This window comes from Pseudomonas sp. KH_040, from assembly GCF_057839305.1.
The window spans coordinates 4137477-4155439 of sequence record NZ_CM174487.1; the positions used below are offsets into that span (position 1 = coordinate 4137477).

Here is a 17963-nt window from a genome sequence, read left to right on the forward strand (position 1 = left end):
GCATGCAATCTCTGAACACTACGCTGCTGATCATCGGCGGCGGCCCTGGCGGTTATGTGACGGCGATCCGCGCCGGGCAACTGGGCATTCCAACGATTCTGGTCGAAGGCCGATCGCTGGGCGGCACCTGCCTGAACATCGGCTGCATCCCGTCGAAAGCGCTGATTCATGTGGCTGAGCAGTTTCACCAGACCCAGCACCACAGCCAGCATTCGGCGCTGGGCATCAGCGTTGCCGCGCCGAGCCTCGACATCACTAAAAGCGTCGAGTGGAAGGACGGCATTGTTGATCGCCTGACCACCGGCGTCGCTGCCTTGCTGAAAAAGAACAAGGTTCAGGTCATCAATGGCTGGGCCAAAGTCATCGACGGTAAAACCGTGGATGTCGGCGACACGCGCATCCAGTGCGAGCACTTGGTGCTGGCCACCGGTTCGACCAGCGTCAATCTGCCGATCCTGCCGATTGGCGGGCCGATCATCTCCTCCACCGAAGCGCTGGCGCCGACATCCGTGCCGAAACGCCTCGTCGTAGTTGGCGGTGGTTACATCGGTCTGGAACTGGGCATTGCTTATCGCAAGCTTGGCGCCGAGGTCAGTGTGGTCGAGGCGCAGGATCGCATCCTGCCGGCATATGACGCTGAACTGACGCAACCGGTGCATGACGCGTTGAAGCAACTGGGCGTTAAGTTGTATTTGAAACACAGCGTGCTGGGTTTCGATGGCACCTTGCAGGTGCGCGACCCTGAGGGCGAAACCCTCAACCTGGAAACCGATCAGGTGCTGGTCGCCGTCGGCCGCAAACCGAATACCCAGGGCTGGAACCTCGAAGCGCTGAATCTGGATATGAACGGTTCGGCGATCAAGATCGACAGCCGCTGCCAGACCAGTATGCGCAACGTTTACGCCATCGGCGATCTGAGCGGCGAGCCGATGCTGGCCCACCGCGCCATGGCCCAAGGCGAAATGGTTGCCGAGTTGATCAGCGGCAAGACCCGTGAATTCAACCCGACCGCCATCGCTGCCGTGTGCTTCACCGACCCGGAACTGGTGGTGGTCGGCAAGACGCCGGACGAGGCTAAAGCTGCGGGTCTGGACTGCATTGTTTCCAGCTTCCCGTTCGCCGCCAATGGTCGGGCGATGACGCTGGAGTCGAAAAGCGGCTTCGTGCGCGTGGTCGCTCGTCGGGATAATCATGTGATTGTTGGCTGGCAGGCTGTGGGCGTTGGCGTGTCGGAGTTGTCGACAGCGTTTGCGCAAAGCCTGGAAATGGGCGCGCGGCTGGAAGACATCGGCGGCACCATTCATGCGCATCCGACACTGGGTGAAGCGGTGCAGGAAGCGGCGTTGCGTGCTTTGGGGCATGCGTTGCACCTGTAGCTGCGTTGATCGTTCCCACGCTCTGCGTGGGAATGCAGCCGGGGACGCTCTGCGTCCCAAAAGTCGAACGCGGAGCGTCCGATGAAGCATTCCCACGCAGAGCGTAGGAACGATCAAGCGTGGGAACGATCAGTGGAGCGAATTCCGGCTGCGAAACCGCTCAAGAATGAAGTATTGTTGTGCCCATCCAAAAAACGTCAGAAGCCTTGAACCGTTTCGGCGGTTGTTCAGTGATAGAGGGTGTCATGGGTAACGAAAGCATCAATTGGGACAAGCTGGGTTTTGACTACATCAAGACCGACAAGCGCTATCTGTCGTACTTTCGCGATGGCGAGTGGGACAAAGGCACCCTGACCGAAGATAACGTGCTGCACATCAGCGAAGGCTCGACGGCCCTTCACTATGGCCAGCAGTGCTTCGAAGGCATGAAGGCCTATCGTTGCAAGGACGGCTCGATCAACCTGTTCCGCCCGGACCAGAACGCCCTGCGCATGCAACGCAGCTGCGCACGTCTGCTGATGCCGACGGTCGACACCGAGCAGTTCATCGAAGCGTGCAAAGCCGTGGTTCGCGCCAACGAGCGCTTTATCCCGCCGTACGGCACTGGCGGCGCGCTGTACCTGCGTCCGTTCGTGATCGGCGTCGGTGACAACATCGGTGTGCGCACCGCACCCGAGTTCATCTTCTCGATTTTCTGCATTCCGGTCGGTGCTTACTTCAAGGGCGGCCTGACCCCGCACAACTTCCAGATCTCCAGCTACGACCGCGCCGCCCCACAAGGCACCGGCGCAGCCAAGGTCGGCGGCAACTACGCCGCCAGCCTGATGCCGGGTTCGAAAGCGAAGAAAGCCAACTTCGCCGACGCGATCTACCTCGATCCGATGACCCACACCAAAATCGAAGAAGTCGGCTCGGCCAACTTCTTCGGGATCACCCACGACAACAAGTTCATCACCCCGAACTCGCCGTCGGTGCTGCCAGGCATCACCCGCCTGTCGTTGATCGAACTGGCCAAGACCCGTCTGGGCCTGGAAGTGGTTGAAGGCGACGTGCTGATCGACAAGCTGTCGGACTTCAAGGAAGCCGGCGCTTGCGGTACTGCTGCGGTAATCACGCCGATCGGTGGTATCAGCTACAACGACCATCTGCATGTGTTCCATAGCGAGACCGAAGTGGGTCCTGTGACCCAGAAGCTCTACAAAGAGCTGACTGGCGTGCAGACCGGCGACATCGAAGCGCCAGCGGGTTGGATCGTCAAGGTTTGATCTGACAGGTGTTGATGTAGAAAAGCCCTCCACCGAGTGATTGGTGGGGGGCTTTTTTATGGCGCTTGGCGCAGTATTTGTGGCGTGCTTGAGATTCTTTCCCCCTCACCCCAGCCCTCTCCCCCAGGGGGGCGAGGGGGAAAGGGAGGCGATTTTTGTGCTTTTCAAAACCTGAGTTCGACTTGATCGTTCAGGTCGATGTAGTACGCGAGAACACCTCGGTCGGCCCCCTCTCCCTACGGGCGGTCCGACGTTTCGGGTGGGCTGGGGTGAGGGTAAGCTCTTAGCTCTTCAAGGCAATCCGTTTACCTGCGCGACTGGCAATCCCGCTCGCCTGCCCATTCTGCTGCTTGCCCATCCGCGCCTGCGTAATCAACCCTGGAATCAACTCCCCCTCCGGCAAATTCTTCCAGAACCGCGCCGGCAAATGCCCCTGCATGACCTTCTCGTTCAACCGCGCCGGATTGAAGATGTGGCTGTAATAGGTCAGCCACAGATCACCATGAGGATCATCGACATTCTGCGCCAACTGCTGCCATTCCAGCGGGCATTGACGCTGATGGATCAGTTGCTCGCCATCGTAATAAACCCCATCGCGCGGCGTGGCGATCAACCAGCGATGCCGGCCCATCCTCCCGATGAAATGCTCACTGGCGCTGTGCAGTATGTCGTGGGCCGGCTCATGCCACGCCACGTATTGCGGACCTGCGCTGGATGACGGGCGTTCGATGAAACGCACAAACGCATGCAGATGATGGGCTTCTCGATTCACTTGTTTGATCCGTCGCTGCAACTCACTGCCGAGTTTGTCACCGGCCATCATCGCCGTGCGGTCGCCGTGGCTGACGCGCCACAACACTTCATACAACAGGCTCCAGCGTTGATCGCCGCGATAGCGTGAGGCTTGTTCCAAGGTGTCGATCAGCGCACGTGGGATTCTCGCCATAAACGGCCCCTGCCCTTCAGGCACCGGCTCATCACTGGCAAACAGATCAGCCACGCCTTGCGAAGCCCAGCTCACCAGACTCGGATCGACTTCATGGCTCAGCAGCCAGCGCGCCTGCTGGCGCCACGTGTCGAACAAATCGTCGCAATCAAGATTGATCATCCCCACAGCCCCATCTGCTGCGGCATCGGCCGGTCGCGTAATTGCTGATAGAGCAAATGGCTGGTGACCTCGGCCTGCTGCGGGTGGTAGTCGCTGGTGATGATGAACGGCTTGGCCTTGGCCAGCACGCAGCGCATACGCGCGACGTCTTCGTAGCGAATGCGCCGCTGTCGGCGCAGCTCGACCAGACGTTCGGTGGTGCGCAAGCCGATACCGGGAATACGCGCGATCAAGGAGGCTTCGGCACGGTTCAGATCCAGCGGGAACACCTCGCGATTCTGCAACGCCCAAGCCAGTTTCGGGTCGATGTCCAACGCCAGATTGCCCGGTCCCTTGAGCAATTCATCAGCGCTGTAGCCGTAACTGCGCAGGAGAAAATCGGCTTGATACAAACGGTGCTCGCGCATCAGCGGCGGCGCGGCCAGCGGCACGCTTTTCGGGCTGTCGGGAATCGGGCTGAAGGCCGAATAGTAGACCCGGCGCAGACGGAAGTTGCCGTACAAGGCCTGGGCGCTGTGGAGGATGGTGCTGTCATCAGTGTCGTCGGCGCCGACAATCAATTGCGTGCTCTGCCCGGCTGGAGCGAATTTCGCCGAGCGCGGTTCGTTCAACACGGTCTGCACGCCGGTGTAGATGGTGTTCATCGCCTGCTTGATCGACTTGATGTCCTTCTCCGGCGCCAGCACTTGCAGGCTGGCATCGGTCGGCAGTTCGATGTTGACGCTCAGGCGATCGGCGTAGCGCCCCGCCTCCTCAATCAATGCAGGATCGGCTTCGGGAATGGTCTTGAGATGGATGTACCCGCGAAACTCATGCTCTTCGCGCAGCAGCTTCGCCACCCGCACCAGTTGCTCCATCGTGTAGTCTGCCGAGCGAATGATGCCGGAACTGAGGAACAGCCCGCTGACGCAGTTGCGCCGGTAGAAATCCATGGTCAGCGCGACGACTTCTTCGGGGGTGAAGCGTGCGCGCGGGACATCACTGGAGCGGCGGTTGACGCAGTACTGGCAATCGTAAAGGCAGAAATTGGTCAGCAGAATCTTCAACAACGACACGCAGCGCCCGTCCGGCGTGTAGCTGTGACAGATGCCCATGCCATCGGTCGAACCCAGCCCGCTCTTGCCCTCGGAGCTGCGCTTGGGCGCGCCGCTGCTCGCGCAGGAGGCGTCGTACTTGGCGGCGTCGGCGAGGATGCTCAGCTTGTCGATGATTTGCATGGCGCGGGCTCTATACTGTTTGCATATACAGTATAGGGTCGTCTGCGGTGATACAAGGTGGCAGATGCGCCCCTCGTCGGTCAGAAGCTGAAAATCAAAAGATCGCAGCCTTCGGCAGCTCCTAAAGGAGTCGCGTACACCCAATAAATCTTAGCCCTACCCAATCCATGTAGGAGCTGCCGAAGGCTGCGATCCTTTGATCTTGTGGTTTTCAATCGGCAACTCAACACCAAACCGCGCGCTGATCTCCTTGCGCCCCAGCGCCGTCAACGCCAGCGCCCGACTGTCCAGATCCTGGGTCACCCAGTTGCGCTTCAACGCGGTCTGCAACAACGCCGCGCCTAGCGAGCCACCGAGATGCGGCCGGCGCATGCTCCAGTCCAGGCACGGGCAGGCAAATTTGCGGCGCAGCGTCGTCAAATCCTGCACGTCTATTCCCAAACCAAGAAACAACGCCTCGCCACTGTCACTCAAGCGATAGGCCTGCTCGTCGGTTGCCACCAGCCAACCGGCTGCGATCAAGCGGTCATGCAGCATCACCGCCAGCGTCCCGGCCATATGGTCATAGCAGGTGCGCGCGAATTGCAGGCGATCCGGGGTGTGAGGCTTGAACGTCGGCGCGGCGTTCTGGCCAATCACCATCAACGCTTCCAGCGCCTGCGCCACGCGCTGATCGGCAAGGCTGTAATAGCGATGGCGGCCCTGCACATGCAGGCGCAGCAGGGCCAGGTCCTTGAGTTTCGCCAAGTGAACACTCGCGGTCGAGGCGCTGACTTCGGCGATCGTCGCCAACTCAGTGCTGGTGCGGGCGTGGCCGTCCATCAGTGAGCAGAGGATTTTTGTCCGCGCCGGCTCAGCGATGGCGGCGGCCACCTGCGATACGCCGATGTCTTGATGTTCTGCGTGCATAGTTCGCTCCCGGACGAATCGTCGTCGTTGCGCAGTGGAGATAGTAGCAACACTTTCCCCGCCGACAAGGATGCAAACCATGAACCCGATCAGCGCCGCAACGCATGTCGATCCTTATCCCTACTACGCCGAACTGCGCGCAGCAGGTGGGCTGACGTTTCATCCGGAGTTGAAACTGTGGGTCGCCAGCAGCGCCCGCGCGGTGTCTGCGGTGTTGGCCCACGCCGATTGTCGGGTGCGGCCGGCGCAAGAACCCGTACCCAAAGCGATTGCAAAAGGCATGGCTGGCAAGGTCTTCGGCCAATTGATGCGCATGAATGACGGTGAGCGCCAGCGCTGCCCGCGTTCTTCGATTGAGCCTGAGTTGGCCGCGCTCGACCTTGAGGCCGTCGACAGACTGGTTGCCACGCGGCTGATCACAGCGGACGCCGACAGTGTGTACAAGGCAATGTTTCGAGGCCCGGTGTGCGTGGTCGCGGCGCTACTGGGTTTCACCCCTGCGCAAGCGCGGGCGATCAGTGAATTGACGGCGGACTTCGTCGCCTGCCTGTCGCCGTTGAGCAACGACCTGCAACTGGCCGCAGCAGATGCGGCGGCCGAACACCTGCGCGGCTACTTCATCGAACTGCTCGCCGAACCCGCCAGCGATTTTCTCGGCGCGATCCAGCAGCGCTTTAGCGGCGATGAAGAAACCCTGATCGCCAACCTGATCGGCCTCTGTTCGCAGACGTTCGAAGCCTGCGCCGGCCTGATCGGTAACACGCTGTTGGCGCTACGTCGTCAGCCAGCACTGCGCGGCGAATCCATTGAGGCGCTGCTCAGCGAAGTGCAGCGCTTCGACCCGCCCGTACAGAACACCCGGCGCTTTGTCGCCGCGTCCTGTGAGATTGCCGGTGTGCGGGTCGAAGCAGGCGATGTGATTCTGGTGCTACTGGCCTCGGCCAATCGTGATCCGGCGCTTAACGAACGACCGGAGGAATTTGTGCCACAGCGCGCCAACCGCCGCAGTTTCAGTTTTGGCAGTGGTCGGCATCAGTGTCCGGGGCAAGCGTTGGCGATGAGCATTGCCGGGGCGACGGTGAGGGAAATACTCGAAAACGGTACCGATCTGAATCGCCTGAACTGGCACTACAAGCCTTCGCTCAATGGGCGCATTCCGCTGTTCAGCGACGTGGGCGCCTGACAGTCCGCCTTCGCGAGCAAGCTCGCTCCCCCAGGGTTATCGGATGTGCACACTATTGTGGTCACCCGATAGCAATTGTGGGAGGGAGCCTGCTCGCGAAGTGGCCGGCCCAGTCACTGCAAAATATGGCTCAAACCGCCCACTGCAAAATCAGCCAGCTGTTAGCGCCACTGATGACCACAAACAACCCCCAGGCCAGCACCCGGGTTGGCCAGCGGTTCACAAACGGCCCCATCAGCTTTTTATCATTGGTCATGCGGATCAATGGATACAAGGCGAACGGCAACTGCAGACTCAACACCACCTGACTCAGCACCAGCAACTTGCCAATCGCGTTATCGCCCATCAGCCACACGCCGATAAACGCTGGAATCAACGCCAGCCCGCGAGTGATCAAGCGGCGCTGCCAGCACGGAATCCGCAGATTCAGGTAACCCTCCATGATCACCTGGCCAGCGATGGTACCGGTGAAGGTCGAACTCTGCCCCGACGCGAGCAACGCCACGCCGAACAACACACTGGCCAGCGCACCGCCGACCAGCGGATCGAGCAAGTGGTAGGCGTCCTGAATGTCCACCACGTCGGTGTGCCCGGACTGATGAAACGCCGCCGCAGCGAGAATCAGGATCGCCGCATTGACCAGCAACGCCAGGGCCAGCGAACCGATGGTGTCGATGCGCGCCAGTTTCACCGCATCCTGCTTGCTTGCCAGGTCCTTGCCGATCATCCGCGTCTGCACGATCGAGGTATGCAGATAAAGGTTATGCGGCATCACCGTCGCGCCGAGAATACCGATCGCCAGGTACAACGGCGCCGCCTCGCCAATCGCCGCCAGCGACGGTTTGAAACCCTGGGCGACGTCGGGCCAGTACGGTTTGATCAGCAACAGTTCAACGAAAAAACACACGCCGATGGTTGCAACCAGCACCAGCATGATCGCTTCCAGTCTGCGGAAACCGCGATTTTGCAGGGCCAGCACCAGCAAGGTGTCGAACGCCGTCAGGGCAATGCCGAAGGTCAACGAACAACCAAGCAGCAAGTGGAACGCCAATGCGCAGCCGAGCACTTCGGCCAGATCGGTGGCGATGATCGAGATTTCCGCCAACACCCACTGCAGGCGCGCGGTCGGTGTGCTGTAGCGCTCGCGGGACAGCTGCGCCAGATCGCGCCCGGTGGCGATGCCCAGTCGCGAGCACAGGCACTGCACGACCATGCCCGCCAGACTCGCCAGCAATACCACAAACAACAGGCTGTAACCGAAGCGTGAACCGGCCTCGATGGCGGTGGCCCAGTTGCCCGGATCCATGTAGCCGATCGACACCAGCAACCCGGGGCCGGCGAAACGCAGCACGCGTTTGAAGAATGAGGCGTTGGGATCCACCGCAACACTGCCGGCCACTTCCGGCGGGCAAAACGGCGCGGTGGCGATTTTGGGCAAGCTGAATTTCACGCACACATCCAGAAACAAGTCGGAAAGACGCAGCTTAGAGGTTTCCGCCACAGCCTTGAAGCGCAAAAGAATCTATCGACTCACCCCCAACAACTGCTCGCGCAGCTCAGGATTGCGTGTGCGCGGATCGAGCCAGATATCAAAAAACGCCCGGGCAAACAGCGGATCATCAATTTCATGCTGCAACTGCTGGCCGACAAAAAACCGCGCGCCCTGCCCCGGCAGATACACGCCGGTAATCCGCGTGCCAGCCTGCACATCGACGAACGATTGCTGCATCTGTACCTGCCACCCGGCCAATTGTGCCGGGCTGACGCGGGCACCGGCCAGGCGTTTGATTTCATCGACGCTGGCCTTGACCAGATCGTCGCGGGAAATGTTGCGGCGGTAAATCAACTCCAACGCAAACGGCTGGCCGTCGACCAGGGGCCGCGCGGCACTCCACAGGCGCGCGTTGTAGACATCGAAACCGAACACACTGAAATCGCCGGTACCGATGATCTGCGCGCCGGGCACCGCGTCCTGCCAATTGGCCCAGGTCGGCGTCAGCAACAACGCCCACAAACCGATGCCGCAACATCCGCGCAACACCTTCGGTGTTCTGTTCATCGCGTTATCGACTCCGGCAAGCCCTGATAATCAGAGCATAGTCGGGTATTGCTCCCGACACTTTGTATACAAAAACTGCGCACATAGGCAGCAATCGCCGATCGACAATGCTAACGTGGCGAACCTTCAACGGATGGAGACTCCTGCGTGCTGATCCTCAAACTGCTGCTGATTCCCGGTTTTCTGCTGCTGATTTCCCTGGCGGGCAAACGCTGGGGGCCGAGCGTGGCCGGGTGGCTGTCGGGGTTGCCGGTGGTGGTCGGGCCGATTCTGTTTTTCCTCGCCATCGAGCAGGGTCCGGGGTTTGCCGCGCAGTCGGCGGTGGCGGCGTTATCGGCGATGTTCGCGATGATTGCGTTCTGCATCACCTACGCGCAGGTCGCGCAACGGGCGAACTGGCCGTTGGCGCTGACGGCGTCGCTGACGGTGTGGGCCGTGATTGCTGGGGTGTTGTCGCTGATTCCGGCGTCACTGCCGTTTTCCGTGGCGGCGGCGGCGATTGCGTTGCTGGCATCGCCTTATCTGTTTCCCACAGTGCAACCGGTGCTCAGCGGCACGGCGCCGAAGTCGGACAAACTGATCTGGCGGATGATCGCCGGCGCCGCGTTGACCCTGGTGGTGACGATGCTCGCCAGCACCGTCGGCGAGCGCTGGAGCGGTTTGCTCGCGGTATTTCCGGTGCTCGGCAGTGTCATGGCGGTGTTCTCGCAACAAACGCGCGGCCCGGCATTTACTGCTGCATTGTTACGGGCGACGGCGACCGGCATGTATTCGTTTTCGGCGTTTTGTCTGGTCTCGGCGCTGACCTTGCCAAGCATGGGGCTGAGTGGATTCGCCGTCGGTGTCGCAGTGTCGGTGGCCATGCTCGGCGTGACCAAACGCCTGTTGGCCCTTCCGCTGGCGAAAGCGCAGGCGCAATAACCACTCGGATGATTCGCGCTGGAACGCCCGGCCCCCTCCGTGGGATGATCGCCCGCCTCGCGCGACCATCCACCGGAGATTCACATGTCATTGTTGAGCAAAAAAACCGTCGTTCTGCTGGTGGCGGCCCTCGCCGGTTTCGGCGCCCTTCACGCGCAAGCGGCCAAGAAAAATGCCGGCACCGAGAAAGTCTCGATGCTCGAGGGCAAATTCACTTTTGTACTGCCTAAAGGTTTCGTCGCCGACCCGCTGCCGACCAGCCCAAGCGGGACCACGGGCACCATGTACACCAACGAGGCCACAAAAACCGTGGTCATTACCGCTGAAAACAAGATCCCCGAAGGCCAGCACGTCAAGGACAACGACGGGCAGTTCCTCGACGGCAGCGTGTCGAGCTTCATCGAAGACCAGCGCAAAGCGCTGCCGGACTTCAACAAGCTCAGCGAAAAGAGCCTGACCCAGAAAGGCACCGGCCTTGGCTTGCGTCAGGTCGACAGCACCGCCACCCAGGGCGGCGGCCAGACCCTCAACACCACGCTGATGGCCGGCTCCGGCACGAAGATGGCGCTGGTGCAGGTGATCTCCCGCGCCAGCGACAAGAAGGGTCACGATGCCCTGGTGAAAACCATCCTCAAGGATTGAGCTGCTGCAACCAGCCGTCCAAGTCGCGCAGCTCGGCCGCACTGATGCTGTGGCCGACGCCGGGATAGGCATGGAACTGCGGTTTATAACCGAGTTTCTGTAACTGAGCGTTGGCCTCGGTGCCGTTCTTATACGGCACCGGATCATCGGCGGTGCCGTGGCCGATAAAGATGTTCAGCGGCAACGGCTGCTGTTCGCTTTTGAGTTCAGCCTTCAACACTGGCAATAAACGCCCGCTCAACGCGGCGATCCCACCGACCGCCACTGGCGGCCGCAGCCCGACCTCGTAGGTCATCATCGCGCCCTGGCTGAAACCGATCAGGTACACCTTGTCCGGGGTGGTGTGATATTTCTTCGCTGCTTGCGCGATAAAGTCGCGCAGCTTCTGGCCACTGACCTTCAGATCATCGGTCTCGCCGTTGTAGGCGCCTTCACCCTTCTTGCGAAACCACTGGAAGCGCCCTTCACCCAACGACAGCGGCGCCTGCACCGACAGGTAGTTGTATTGCGCCGGCAGCTGAAATTTCATGCCGATCAGATCGGCTTCGTTACTGCCGTAGCCGTGCAGGAAAATCACCAGCGGCCGCGGTTCGGCATCGGCGTGAACCAGTTCGAGGTACTTGAGTGGCAGATCGGATTGCAGCGTGGTTTGCGCCTGCACGGCGCTGGACGCCAGCAGGGTCAAGAGAGCAAAGACCTTCAACATAGAGCCTTCCTTCACGGAGTGTCGGGTTCGGGGGGAGCCTAACATCCTTAAAATCACACAAAAACTTCGTTTATCTCAGTGAAAAAATTGCTGCTGCAAGCACTCGCTCAACAATCCCACAGACAACACATTTCTAGACTATTTTTGCATTTCACACATATGCTCCTAATTTTCCGATTGCTACTGGCTTTAGCCAGTCATCGCTGGTGTCAATTTAAGGTTTATGGACGAGATAAAAAATGGCCAACACTCCGCCCTCAACTGTCCAATCGACAGAGGTTTCCTACCAACTTCATTCACTCGGGTGGAAAGCATTTCAACAGCTTTGTTCAACGATACTAGGTGATATTTGGGGCCAGACGTTTCAGGTTTTTTCTGACACAAATGACGGGGGGCGTGATGGTGGCTTCAGTGGGACATGGAAAAACAAAGGTTGCGAAACTTTATCTGGGACCTTCGCAGTTCAATGTAAATTCACTTCCAGCACACAAACAACCTTAAAACTTAGCGACCTAAGCGACGAGCTAAAAAAAGCGAATCGTTTAGCGTCCAAAGGTCTAGCACAAAACTATTTTATCTTTTCTAACGCCAAACTAACGGGAAGCAACGATGAGAAGATAAGAGAAGCCTTTCACGCCATTCCAGGCATTAATAAATTCTTTATTTATGGCGAAGAAAAAATTACAGCTTTAATCCATGAAAGTCCTCGACTGAGAATGTTAGTTCCACGCGTTTATGGTTTGGGCGACTTGAGTCAAATTCTGGACGAGCGTGCCTACGCACAAGGGGTTGAGATCCTAAGCTCTTTAGGAGATGACTTAAGAAAGTTTGTAATTACTGATGCCTATCAGCGTAGTGCCCGTGCTATCGTCGAGCACGGTTTTGTGCTTCTACTCGGTGAACCTGCATGCGGGAAATCTACTATAGCTGCAGCACTTGCCTTAGGAGCTACTGACGAATGGAAGTGTTCAACAGTTAAAATAACTAGCGCAGAAGACTTTATAAAGCACTCGAACCCGTACGAAAAAAATCAATTTTTCTGGGTTGATGATGCTTTCGGCGCCACCCAGATAGACGATCAAAAAACCATCGCATGGAACAGCACATTCCCTCACATCCAAGCAGCAATAAACCGCGGCGCGAAGGTAATATTCACTTCACGCAGCTACATATTTCAAGCAGCAAAAAAATATCTAAAAACCTCAGCCCTTCCAATACTCAAAGAATCGCAAGTTGTTATCAATGTTGAGCGAATGTCGTCTAGCGAAAAAGAACAGATTCTATACAACCATGTAAAACTTGGCTCACAGAACTTAGATTTCAAGAAAGGGATCAAGCCACACCTTAAAGCAACAGCAGCACTTAATCTATTCACTCCAGAAATCGCACGTAGATTAGGCAATAAAGAATTCACAAAGAGTCTCATCATATCTTCCCACGGTCTAGCTGACTTCGTTGAAAGGCCAATGGATTTTCTAAAAGAAGTGATTGAGACTCTAGACATAAATAGTCGGGCTGCTATTGCACTGATATTCATGAGAGGCGGAGCCGTTCCGAGCCCCATAACTCTCGACGAGAAAGAGGAACGTGCTATTACTCTAATGGGCGGTAGCATTGGACAGGTACGCAATTCGCTATCCACTTTAGATGGAAGTTTAATAGCGAACATAAATCAAGACGGAAGCTATGAGTGGCATTTCAAACACCCAACAATCAGGGAAGCGTTCGCCTCCATGGTTGCTGAGGATCGTGAACTTATGGATATCTATATAGCCGGCACACCGCTACCTCAACTTTTCCGAGAAATTTCTTGCGGAAACATGAATATCCAAGGTGTGAAAGTCATCATTCCCACAAATAGGTATCCAGCCCTAATTAGCCGTATGCAAAGTCTGTTAGACGCCCCTGCGAGTCACGACTCTCTCAATCGCTTTCTAACTCGTCGATGCGACTCAACCTTCCTCCAACACTTTATCATTGCATACCCACAACACCTTGAAAACCTGCACATCAGATCCTATATGTCTGTAGTTTCTGACGTAAGCTTGATTGTAAGACTTCACATTAGCAATGCCTTACCTGAAGCCATGAGAATCAAGCATATAGAGAGAATAAAGTATCTAGCAGTTTCGATACCTGACTCGGACTTTCTGAAAGATAGCATCCGCCCCATTTTTGAGAATGAAGAACTAAGCGACATATTGAAAGAGGTACAAGAAAAGCTGCTGCCAAATCTCGCCGAAATTGTTGACGAATGGCATAACGACCACAATGAGTCCGAAGACCCATCAACCCACTTCGAAACACTTAAGTCCGCGTTAAGAGACTACCAAGAAGCCTTATCAAGTTCTGAAGGCACACACGAAATAATAGAAGAAGCCTTAGACAGCATTGACATATCCATTGAAGATTTACGACAAAACTATTACGGCGAACAAGAGCCAGACTATTCCTATAGAGAGTCGTATAGACTACCGACAAATGAATCTCGCTCAATTTTTGACGACATAGACAAATAAATAACTGTTGAGTTGCTCATACTTCCATATATGAGCAACTACACTGATCAGTCTCAGTCGTTGGTCAATTTCCCTGTACGAAACGCCACCCGCCCCGCCACTTTCGCCTGCCAGATCCCCGGCTCGGTGTAGCGCCCGCGATCCAGCGCAAACAGCACGCCACTGGTGCCCGCGCGCACGGTGGTCACGCGATCCTGCAACGGATCGACCACCTCAAACAGCGCATCACCCTTCTCCACCCACTCGCCAGCATTGCGCAGAAAACTCACCACGCCATGGTGCGGCGCGAACAGGTATTCGGTGCCCTCGAACGGTAGGCCTTCACAGCACTCGCTCGGCGCCGCCGGCCACTCGCCGCTGATGAAACCCTGCTCAGCAAGGAAACCGAGAATCGCCTCGCAATTGGCCTGAGCCTGATCGACCCGGGTATCGCCCATGCTGCCCAGTTCCAGCGTGGTCGCCAGATTCGCCGCCGGAATCGCGGCGTTGGGGAACGCCCGCGCCAGACGCAGCCACGGCGTCGAGCAGGATTCATCGAACGAACTGCCGCCGGAATCTTCACACAGCAGCGCCACGCCGGCCTTCAAGCGTGCCGCCAGCGATTGCCACTGTGGCCAGTGCTGCGGCAGCGCGTACAAGTGAATCGCCGCGTCGAAATCACAATGCAGATCGAGGGTGATGTCGGCATCGCAGGCATGGCGCAGCAACAGACGATGCAAGGCTTCCAGTTGCGAGGCCGGGGCCGGCAGCTCATCGAAAACCTGGCCCATGGCTTGGCGGATCAGCGCGACGTTGGCCTCGGCGTCAGTGCCCAATCGTTCACCGATCAACGCCCCGACCGGCGCGCTGAGTTCGACGAAGGCGCGGTTGAAGTTTTTGCCGCTGCCGAGTTCGAAACGGCCCATGTGCGCACCTTGCACGTGTTGATCGAGGCCGATCGGGTTGGCCACCGGCACCAATTCGATCACGCCCTGCAAACGGCCTTGCTGTTCGAGCTCATTGAGGCGTTGCTTGAGTTCCCACGCGGTGCGCATGCCCGGCAGTTCATCGGCGTGCAGGCTGGCCTGGATGTACACCTTGCGGGTGCCCGCGCCATAGCGAAACACGCTGAGCGAGCGCTCGCTGCCCAAGTGGCTCCAGGGCAGAACATGGTCGATGCGTTGCATGGGAAGACTCCGATGTTTCTGTAGGAGCTGCCGAAGGCTGCGATCTTTTGATCTTGTTTTTCACAAGCAAAGTCAAAAGATCGCAGCCTTCGGCAGCTCCTACATGGGAAATGTGTGAAACAGAATAAATCATGGGCGCAAAAAAAGTGGCCACCGCGCAAACGGGGCCACTTTTTTCTACGGCGTATTAATGGCCGTACACATCAAAGTCGAAGTACTTGTCCTGGACTTTCTTGTACTCGCCATTGGCGCGGATTTCGGTGATGGCTTTGTTGAATTGCTCGGCCAGCGCGGTATCGCCCTTGCGCACCGCAATGCCGGCGCCGCCGCCGAAGTACTTGGCGTCTTCATAGGTTGGGCCAACAAATTCGAAGCCTTTGCCGGCGTCGGTTTTCAGGAAACCGTCGCTGAGGTTGACCGAGTCGGCCAGCATCGCGTCGATACGCCCGGAAACCATGTCGAGGTTGGCTTCCTGCTGCGAGCCGTAACGCACCAGATCGATCCCGGCTGGCACCAACACTTCGGTGGCGTAACGGTCGTGAGTACTGGCACGCAGCACGCCGACTTTCTTGCCTTTGAGCTCGGTCAGCGGGTCTTTGACACCGGAGCCTGCCTTCATCACGAAGCGCGCCGGGGTGTGGTAGTACTTGATGGTGAAATCGACGTTCTTTTTGCGGTCGTCGGTGATGGTCATCGACGACAGGATCGCGTCGATCTTCTTCACTTTCAGCGCCGGGATCAGGCCATCGAACTCTTGCTCGACCCAAGTGCATTTGACTTTCATCTGCGCGCACAGCGCATCGCCGATGTCGACGTCGAAACCGGCGAGTTTGCCGTCAGGGGTTTTCATCGAGAATGGCGGGTAACCGGCTTCGATACCGATGCGGATCGGCTTGGCGTCTTCGGCCACGGCGGTCAGGGACAACATCGACAGTGCCAGGGCACCGAACATCACTAGCTTCTTCATTTATAACTCCTGTGTGCGGAGGCTTTTATTGGCAGCTTTCGATTCAGCGTTCGGTCATGGCCAATTGGCTACAAAAACCGAAGTGGCCGGCAGTCTATGGCGGCGCGCACAGGGTAAATTGTGTTTAAGCGACAAATACTTATGAAAGATCGGCGCACCGATTGACCGGGGTCAACGGGTGCGCCGTCGTGGTGCAAGGGCTGTAGGACAAGCGCTTTTTTTGCTCAGGAATTCTCTTAAAAGAACGTCAGCATTCGCAGCCGATGGCGGTTTTGGCGGCTTGTTCAACGCTCAGTTGAAAACCTTCATCCAGCCATCCGGTCACGCCGCCGATCATCTCCTTGACCGGGTAACCCAGCGCCGCCAGTTTTACCGCCGCCTTGTTCGCGCCGTTGCAGTGCGGGCCGGCGCAATAGACCACGAACAGCGTGGTTTTCGGGTAACTCGCCAACTCCGCCGCCGTCAGCAAACGGTTCGGGATATTGATCGCGCCCGGCACATGCCCGCGCTCATAGGCCAGTGGTCCACGGACATCGACCAGAACAAAATCAATCTCGCCGGCCTCCTGGCTGCTGAACACGTCGGAACAATCAGTTTCGAAGGTCAGACGATTGCTGAAGTGCATCAGGGCGATCGCCGACGGCGCCGCAGGGATGTCGCGAACCAGGCTGGTCATGGGTGTTGCTCCTTTATCTGAACGGGTGTGAACAGACTTTATCGAGCGGCCGCTTGCGGCTACAGTGGCGCACAAGACACTCACCGGGAATTTTCCGCCAAATGCCGACATCACCAGGTCTGGTCGCGATTCTGGCCTACGACGGCCTCTGCACATTCGAGTTCGGCATCGCCGTGGAGGTCTTTGGCCTGACCCGGCCGGAGTTCGATTTCCCGTGGTACACCCACGCCATCGCGGCGGTCGATCAAGGCCCGATGCGCGCCTTGGGCGGGATTCAGGTATTGGCCGATGGCGGCCTGGAATTGTTGGCCGAGGCGCGCACCATCATCATTCCCGGCTGGCGCGACCGCAACGCGGCGGTGCCGGATGAACTGCTCGATGCATTGCATCAGGCCCATGCCCGGGGTGCGCGATTGCTGTCGATCTGCTCCGGTGTATTTGTGCTGGCGGCCACTGGCCTGCTCGACGGCCACGGCGCCACAACCCATTGGCGTTACACGGCGGAACTGGCGCAGCGCTTCCCGGCGATTGCGGTCGATGCCGATGTCCTTTATGTCGACGCCGGTCAGTTGATCACCTCGGCCGGCAGCGCTGCCGGGATCGATGCCTGCCTGCATCTGGTGGCGCGGGACTTCGGCACGCAAGTCGCCAACTCGGTGGCGCGGCGTCTGGTGATGTCGCCGCAACGCACCGGCGGTCAGGCGCAGTTCATTCCGACCCCGGTCAGCCCGACACCGCGCAACGATCTGTCGCGGGTGATGCAATGGGCGCGCGAGCGCTTGCATGAACCGCTGGAAGTGCGTGATCTGGCCAGTGAAGCGGCGATGAGTGAGCGTACGTTTCTGCGGCGTTTTACCGAGGCCAATGGGCAGTCGCCGAAGGCGTGGTTGCAGCATGAACGGTTGGCGCGGGCGCGGGAGTTGCTGGAGAGTACGCCGGACAATACCGAGCAGATTGCCGAGCGTTGCGGTTATCGGTCGGTGGAGAGTTTTCGTGTGGCGTTTCGTGGGGTGGTGGGGGTGCCGCCTTCTGTTTATAGAGAGCGGTTTGGGCGCGGCGTGAGGGTTGAATCCTGAGGTGATTTTGAAGGCGCCTTCGCGGGCAAGCTCGCTCCCACAGGGGGTACGCATTTCAAAGGTGGGAGCGAGCTTGCTCGCGCAGGCGCCCAGTCAAACGCAGCATTATTTAGACATCAGCCATGAGGCTACAGCGCCTTGCGCCTTTGCCTACAACTACGCCAGAATCCGCC

At 58.2% G+C, this 17963-nt stretch carries 16 protein-coding genes; 7 read left to right on the forward strand and 9 right to left on the reverse strand.

Annotated features, from left to right (window positions below; all coding sequences use genetic code 11):
- The first annotated feature begins 2 nt into the window (after positions 1-2).
- Both lpdA and AC3IUF_RS18325 read left to right on the forward strand, forming a co-directional pair.
- Complete coding sequence (gene lpdA / locus AC3IUF_RS18320) at positions 3-1376, forward strand: dihydrolipoyl dehydrogenase (RefSeq protein ID WP_463543334.1); 1374 nt, start codon at positions 3-5, stop codon at positions 1374-1376.
- A gap of 245 nt (positions 1377-1621) precedes the next feature.
- Complete coding sequence (locus AC3IUF_RS18325) at positions 1622-2641, forward strand: branched-chain amino acid aminotransferase (protein ID WP_007915073.1); 1020 nt, start codon at positions 1622-1624, stop codon at positions 2639-2641.
- 283 nt (positions 2642-2924) lie between these two features.
- Here AC3IUF_RS18325 and AC3IUF_RS18330 read toward each other — a convergent pair whose 3' ends face one another.
- From AC3IUF_RS18330 to AC3IUF_RS18340, 3 genes are all read right to left on the reverse strand, one after another.
- A complete protein-coding gene (locus AC3IUF_RS18330; RefSeq protein WP_007915072.1) occupies positions 2925-3749 on the reverse strand; it encodes a TIGR03915 family putative DNA repair protein in 825 nt (274 codons plus the stop codon).
- Positions 3746-4966, reverse strand: coding sequence for a putative DNA modification/repair radical SAM protein (locus AC3IUF_RS18335; RefSeq protein ID WP_007915071.1), 1221 nt, complete (start codon positions 4964-4966; stop codon positions 3746-3748). Before AC3IUF_RS18335 ends, AC3IUF_RS18330 begins: the two co-directional genes overlap by 4 nt.
- A gap of 156 nt (positions 4967-5122) precedes the next feature.
- A complete protein-coding gene (locus AC3IUF_RS18340) occupies positions 5123-5875 on the reverse strand; it encodes an ArsR/SmtB family transcription factor (RefSeq protein ID WP_095113621.1) in 753 nt (250 codons plus the stop codon).
- 79 nt (positions 5876-5954) lie between these two features.
- Here AC3IUF_RS18340 and AC3IUF_RS18345 point away from each other — a divergent pair, with 79 nt between their 5' ends.
- Positions 5955-7058 carry a cytochrome P450 gene (locus AC3IUF_RS18345; protein WP_489278906.1) on the forward strand — a complete coding sequence of 368 codons (1104 nt, stop codon included), beginning with the start codon at positions 5955-5957 and terminating at the stop codon, positions 7056-7058.
- Between the two features lie 130 nt (positions 7059-7188).
- Here the strand turns inward: AC3IUF_RS18345 and AC3IUF_RS18350 are convergent, their stop codons facing one another.
- Positions 7189-8508 carry an Nramp family divalent metal transporter gene (locus AC3IUF_RS18350; RefSeq protein WP_095113623.1) on the reverse strand — a complete coding sequence of 440 codons (1320 nt, stop codon included), beginning with the start codon at positions 8506-8508 and terminating at the stop codon, positions 7189-7191.
- Positions 8509-8580: 72 nt separating this feature from the next.
- Complete coding sequence (locus AC3IUF_RS18355) at positions 8581-9117, reverse strand: chalcone isomerase family protein (protein WP_007915066.1); 537 nt, start codon at positions 9115-9117, stop codon at positions 8581-8583.
- A gap of 147 nt (positions 9118-9264) precedes the next feature.
- On the opposite strand from AC3IUF_RS18355, the gene AC3IUF_RS18360 reads away from it, so the two are divergent.
- Entirely contained in the window at positions 9265-10038 is a 774-nt protein-coding gene (locus AC3IUF_RS18360; protein WP_489278908.1) for a hypothetical protein, read from the forward strand.
- Between the two features lie 84 nt (positions 10039-10122).
- A complete protein-coding gene (locus AC3IUF_RS18365) occupies positions 10123-10680 on the forward strand; it encodes a DcrB/PsbP domain-containing protein (protein WP_150693983.1) in 558 nt (185 codons plus the stop codon).
- On the opposite strand, the gene AC3IUF_RS18370 is transcribed toward AC3IUF_RS18365, so the two are convergent.
- Positions 10670-11386, reverse strand: coding sequence for an alpha/beta hydrolase (locus AC3IUF_RS18370; protein ID WP_489278909.1), 717 nt, complete (start codon positions 11384-11386; stop codon positions 10670-10672). The genes AC3IUF_RS18365 and AC3IUF_RS18370 overlap by 11 nt on opposite strands.
- Positions 11387-11625: 239 nt before the next feature.
- Between AC3IUF_RS18370 and AC3IUF_RS18375 the strand changes: the two genes are divergently transcribed.
- On the forward strand, positions 11626-13905 hold the full coding sequence (locus tag AC3IUF_RS18375; RefSeq protein WP_489278910.1) for an nSTAND3 domain-containing NTPase: 2280 nt from the start codon (positions 11626-11628) through the stop codon (positions 13903-13905).
- A 53-nt stretch (positions 13906-13958) separates the two neighbouring features.
- On the opposite strand, the gene AC3IUF_RS18380 is transcribed toward AC3IUF_RS18375, so the two are convergent.
- The 3 genes from AC3IUF_RS18380 to AC3IUF_RS18390 all read right to left on the reverse strand — a co-directional run bounded on the left by AC3IUF_RS18380 (position 13959) and on the right by AC3IUF_RS18390 (position 16714).
- Entirely contained in the window at positions 13959-15071 is a 1113-nt protein-coding gene (locus tag AC3IUF_RS18380) for a succinylglutamate desuccinylase/aspartoacylase family protein (protein WP_489278911.1), read from the reverse strand.
- 187 nt (positions 15072-15258) lie between these two features.
- Positions 15259-16038: an ABC transporter substrate-binding protein gene (locus AC3IUF_RS18385; protein WP_489278912.1), complete on the reverse strand. Its 780-nt coding sequence runs from the start codon at positions 16036-16038 to the stop codon at positions 15259-15261.
- A gap of 247 nt (positions 16039-16285) precedes the next feature.
- Positions 16286-16714, reverse strand: coding sequence for a rhodanese-like domain-containing protein (locus AC3IUF_RS18390; protein ID WP_095113628.1), 429 nt, complete (start codon positions 16712-16714; stop codon positions 16286-16288).
- Positions 16715-16815: 101 nt separating this feature from the next.
- Between AC3IUF_RS18390 and ftrA the strand changes: the two genes are divergently transcribed.
- Entirely contained in the window at positions 16816-17790 is a 975-nt protein-coding gene (gene ftrA, locus AC3IUF_RS18395; RefSeq protein ID WP_489278913.1) for a transcriptional regulator FtrA, read from the forward strand.
- The last annotated feature ends 173 nt before the right edge of the window (positions 17791-17963 follow it).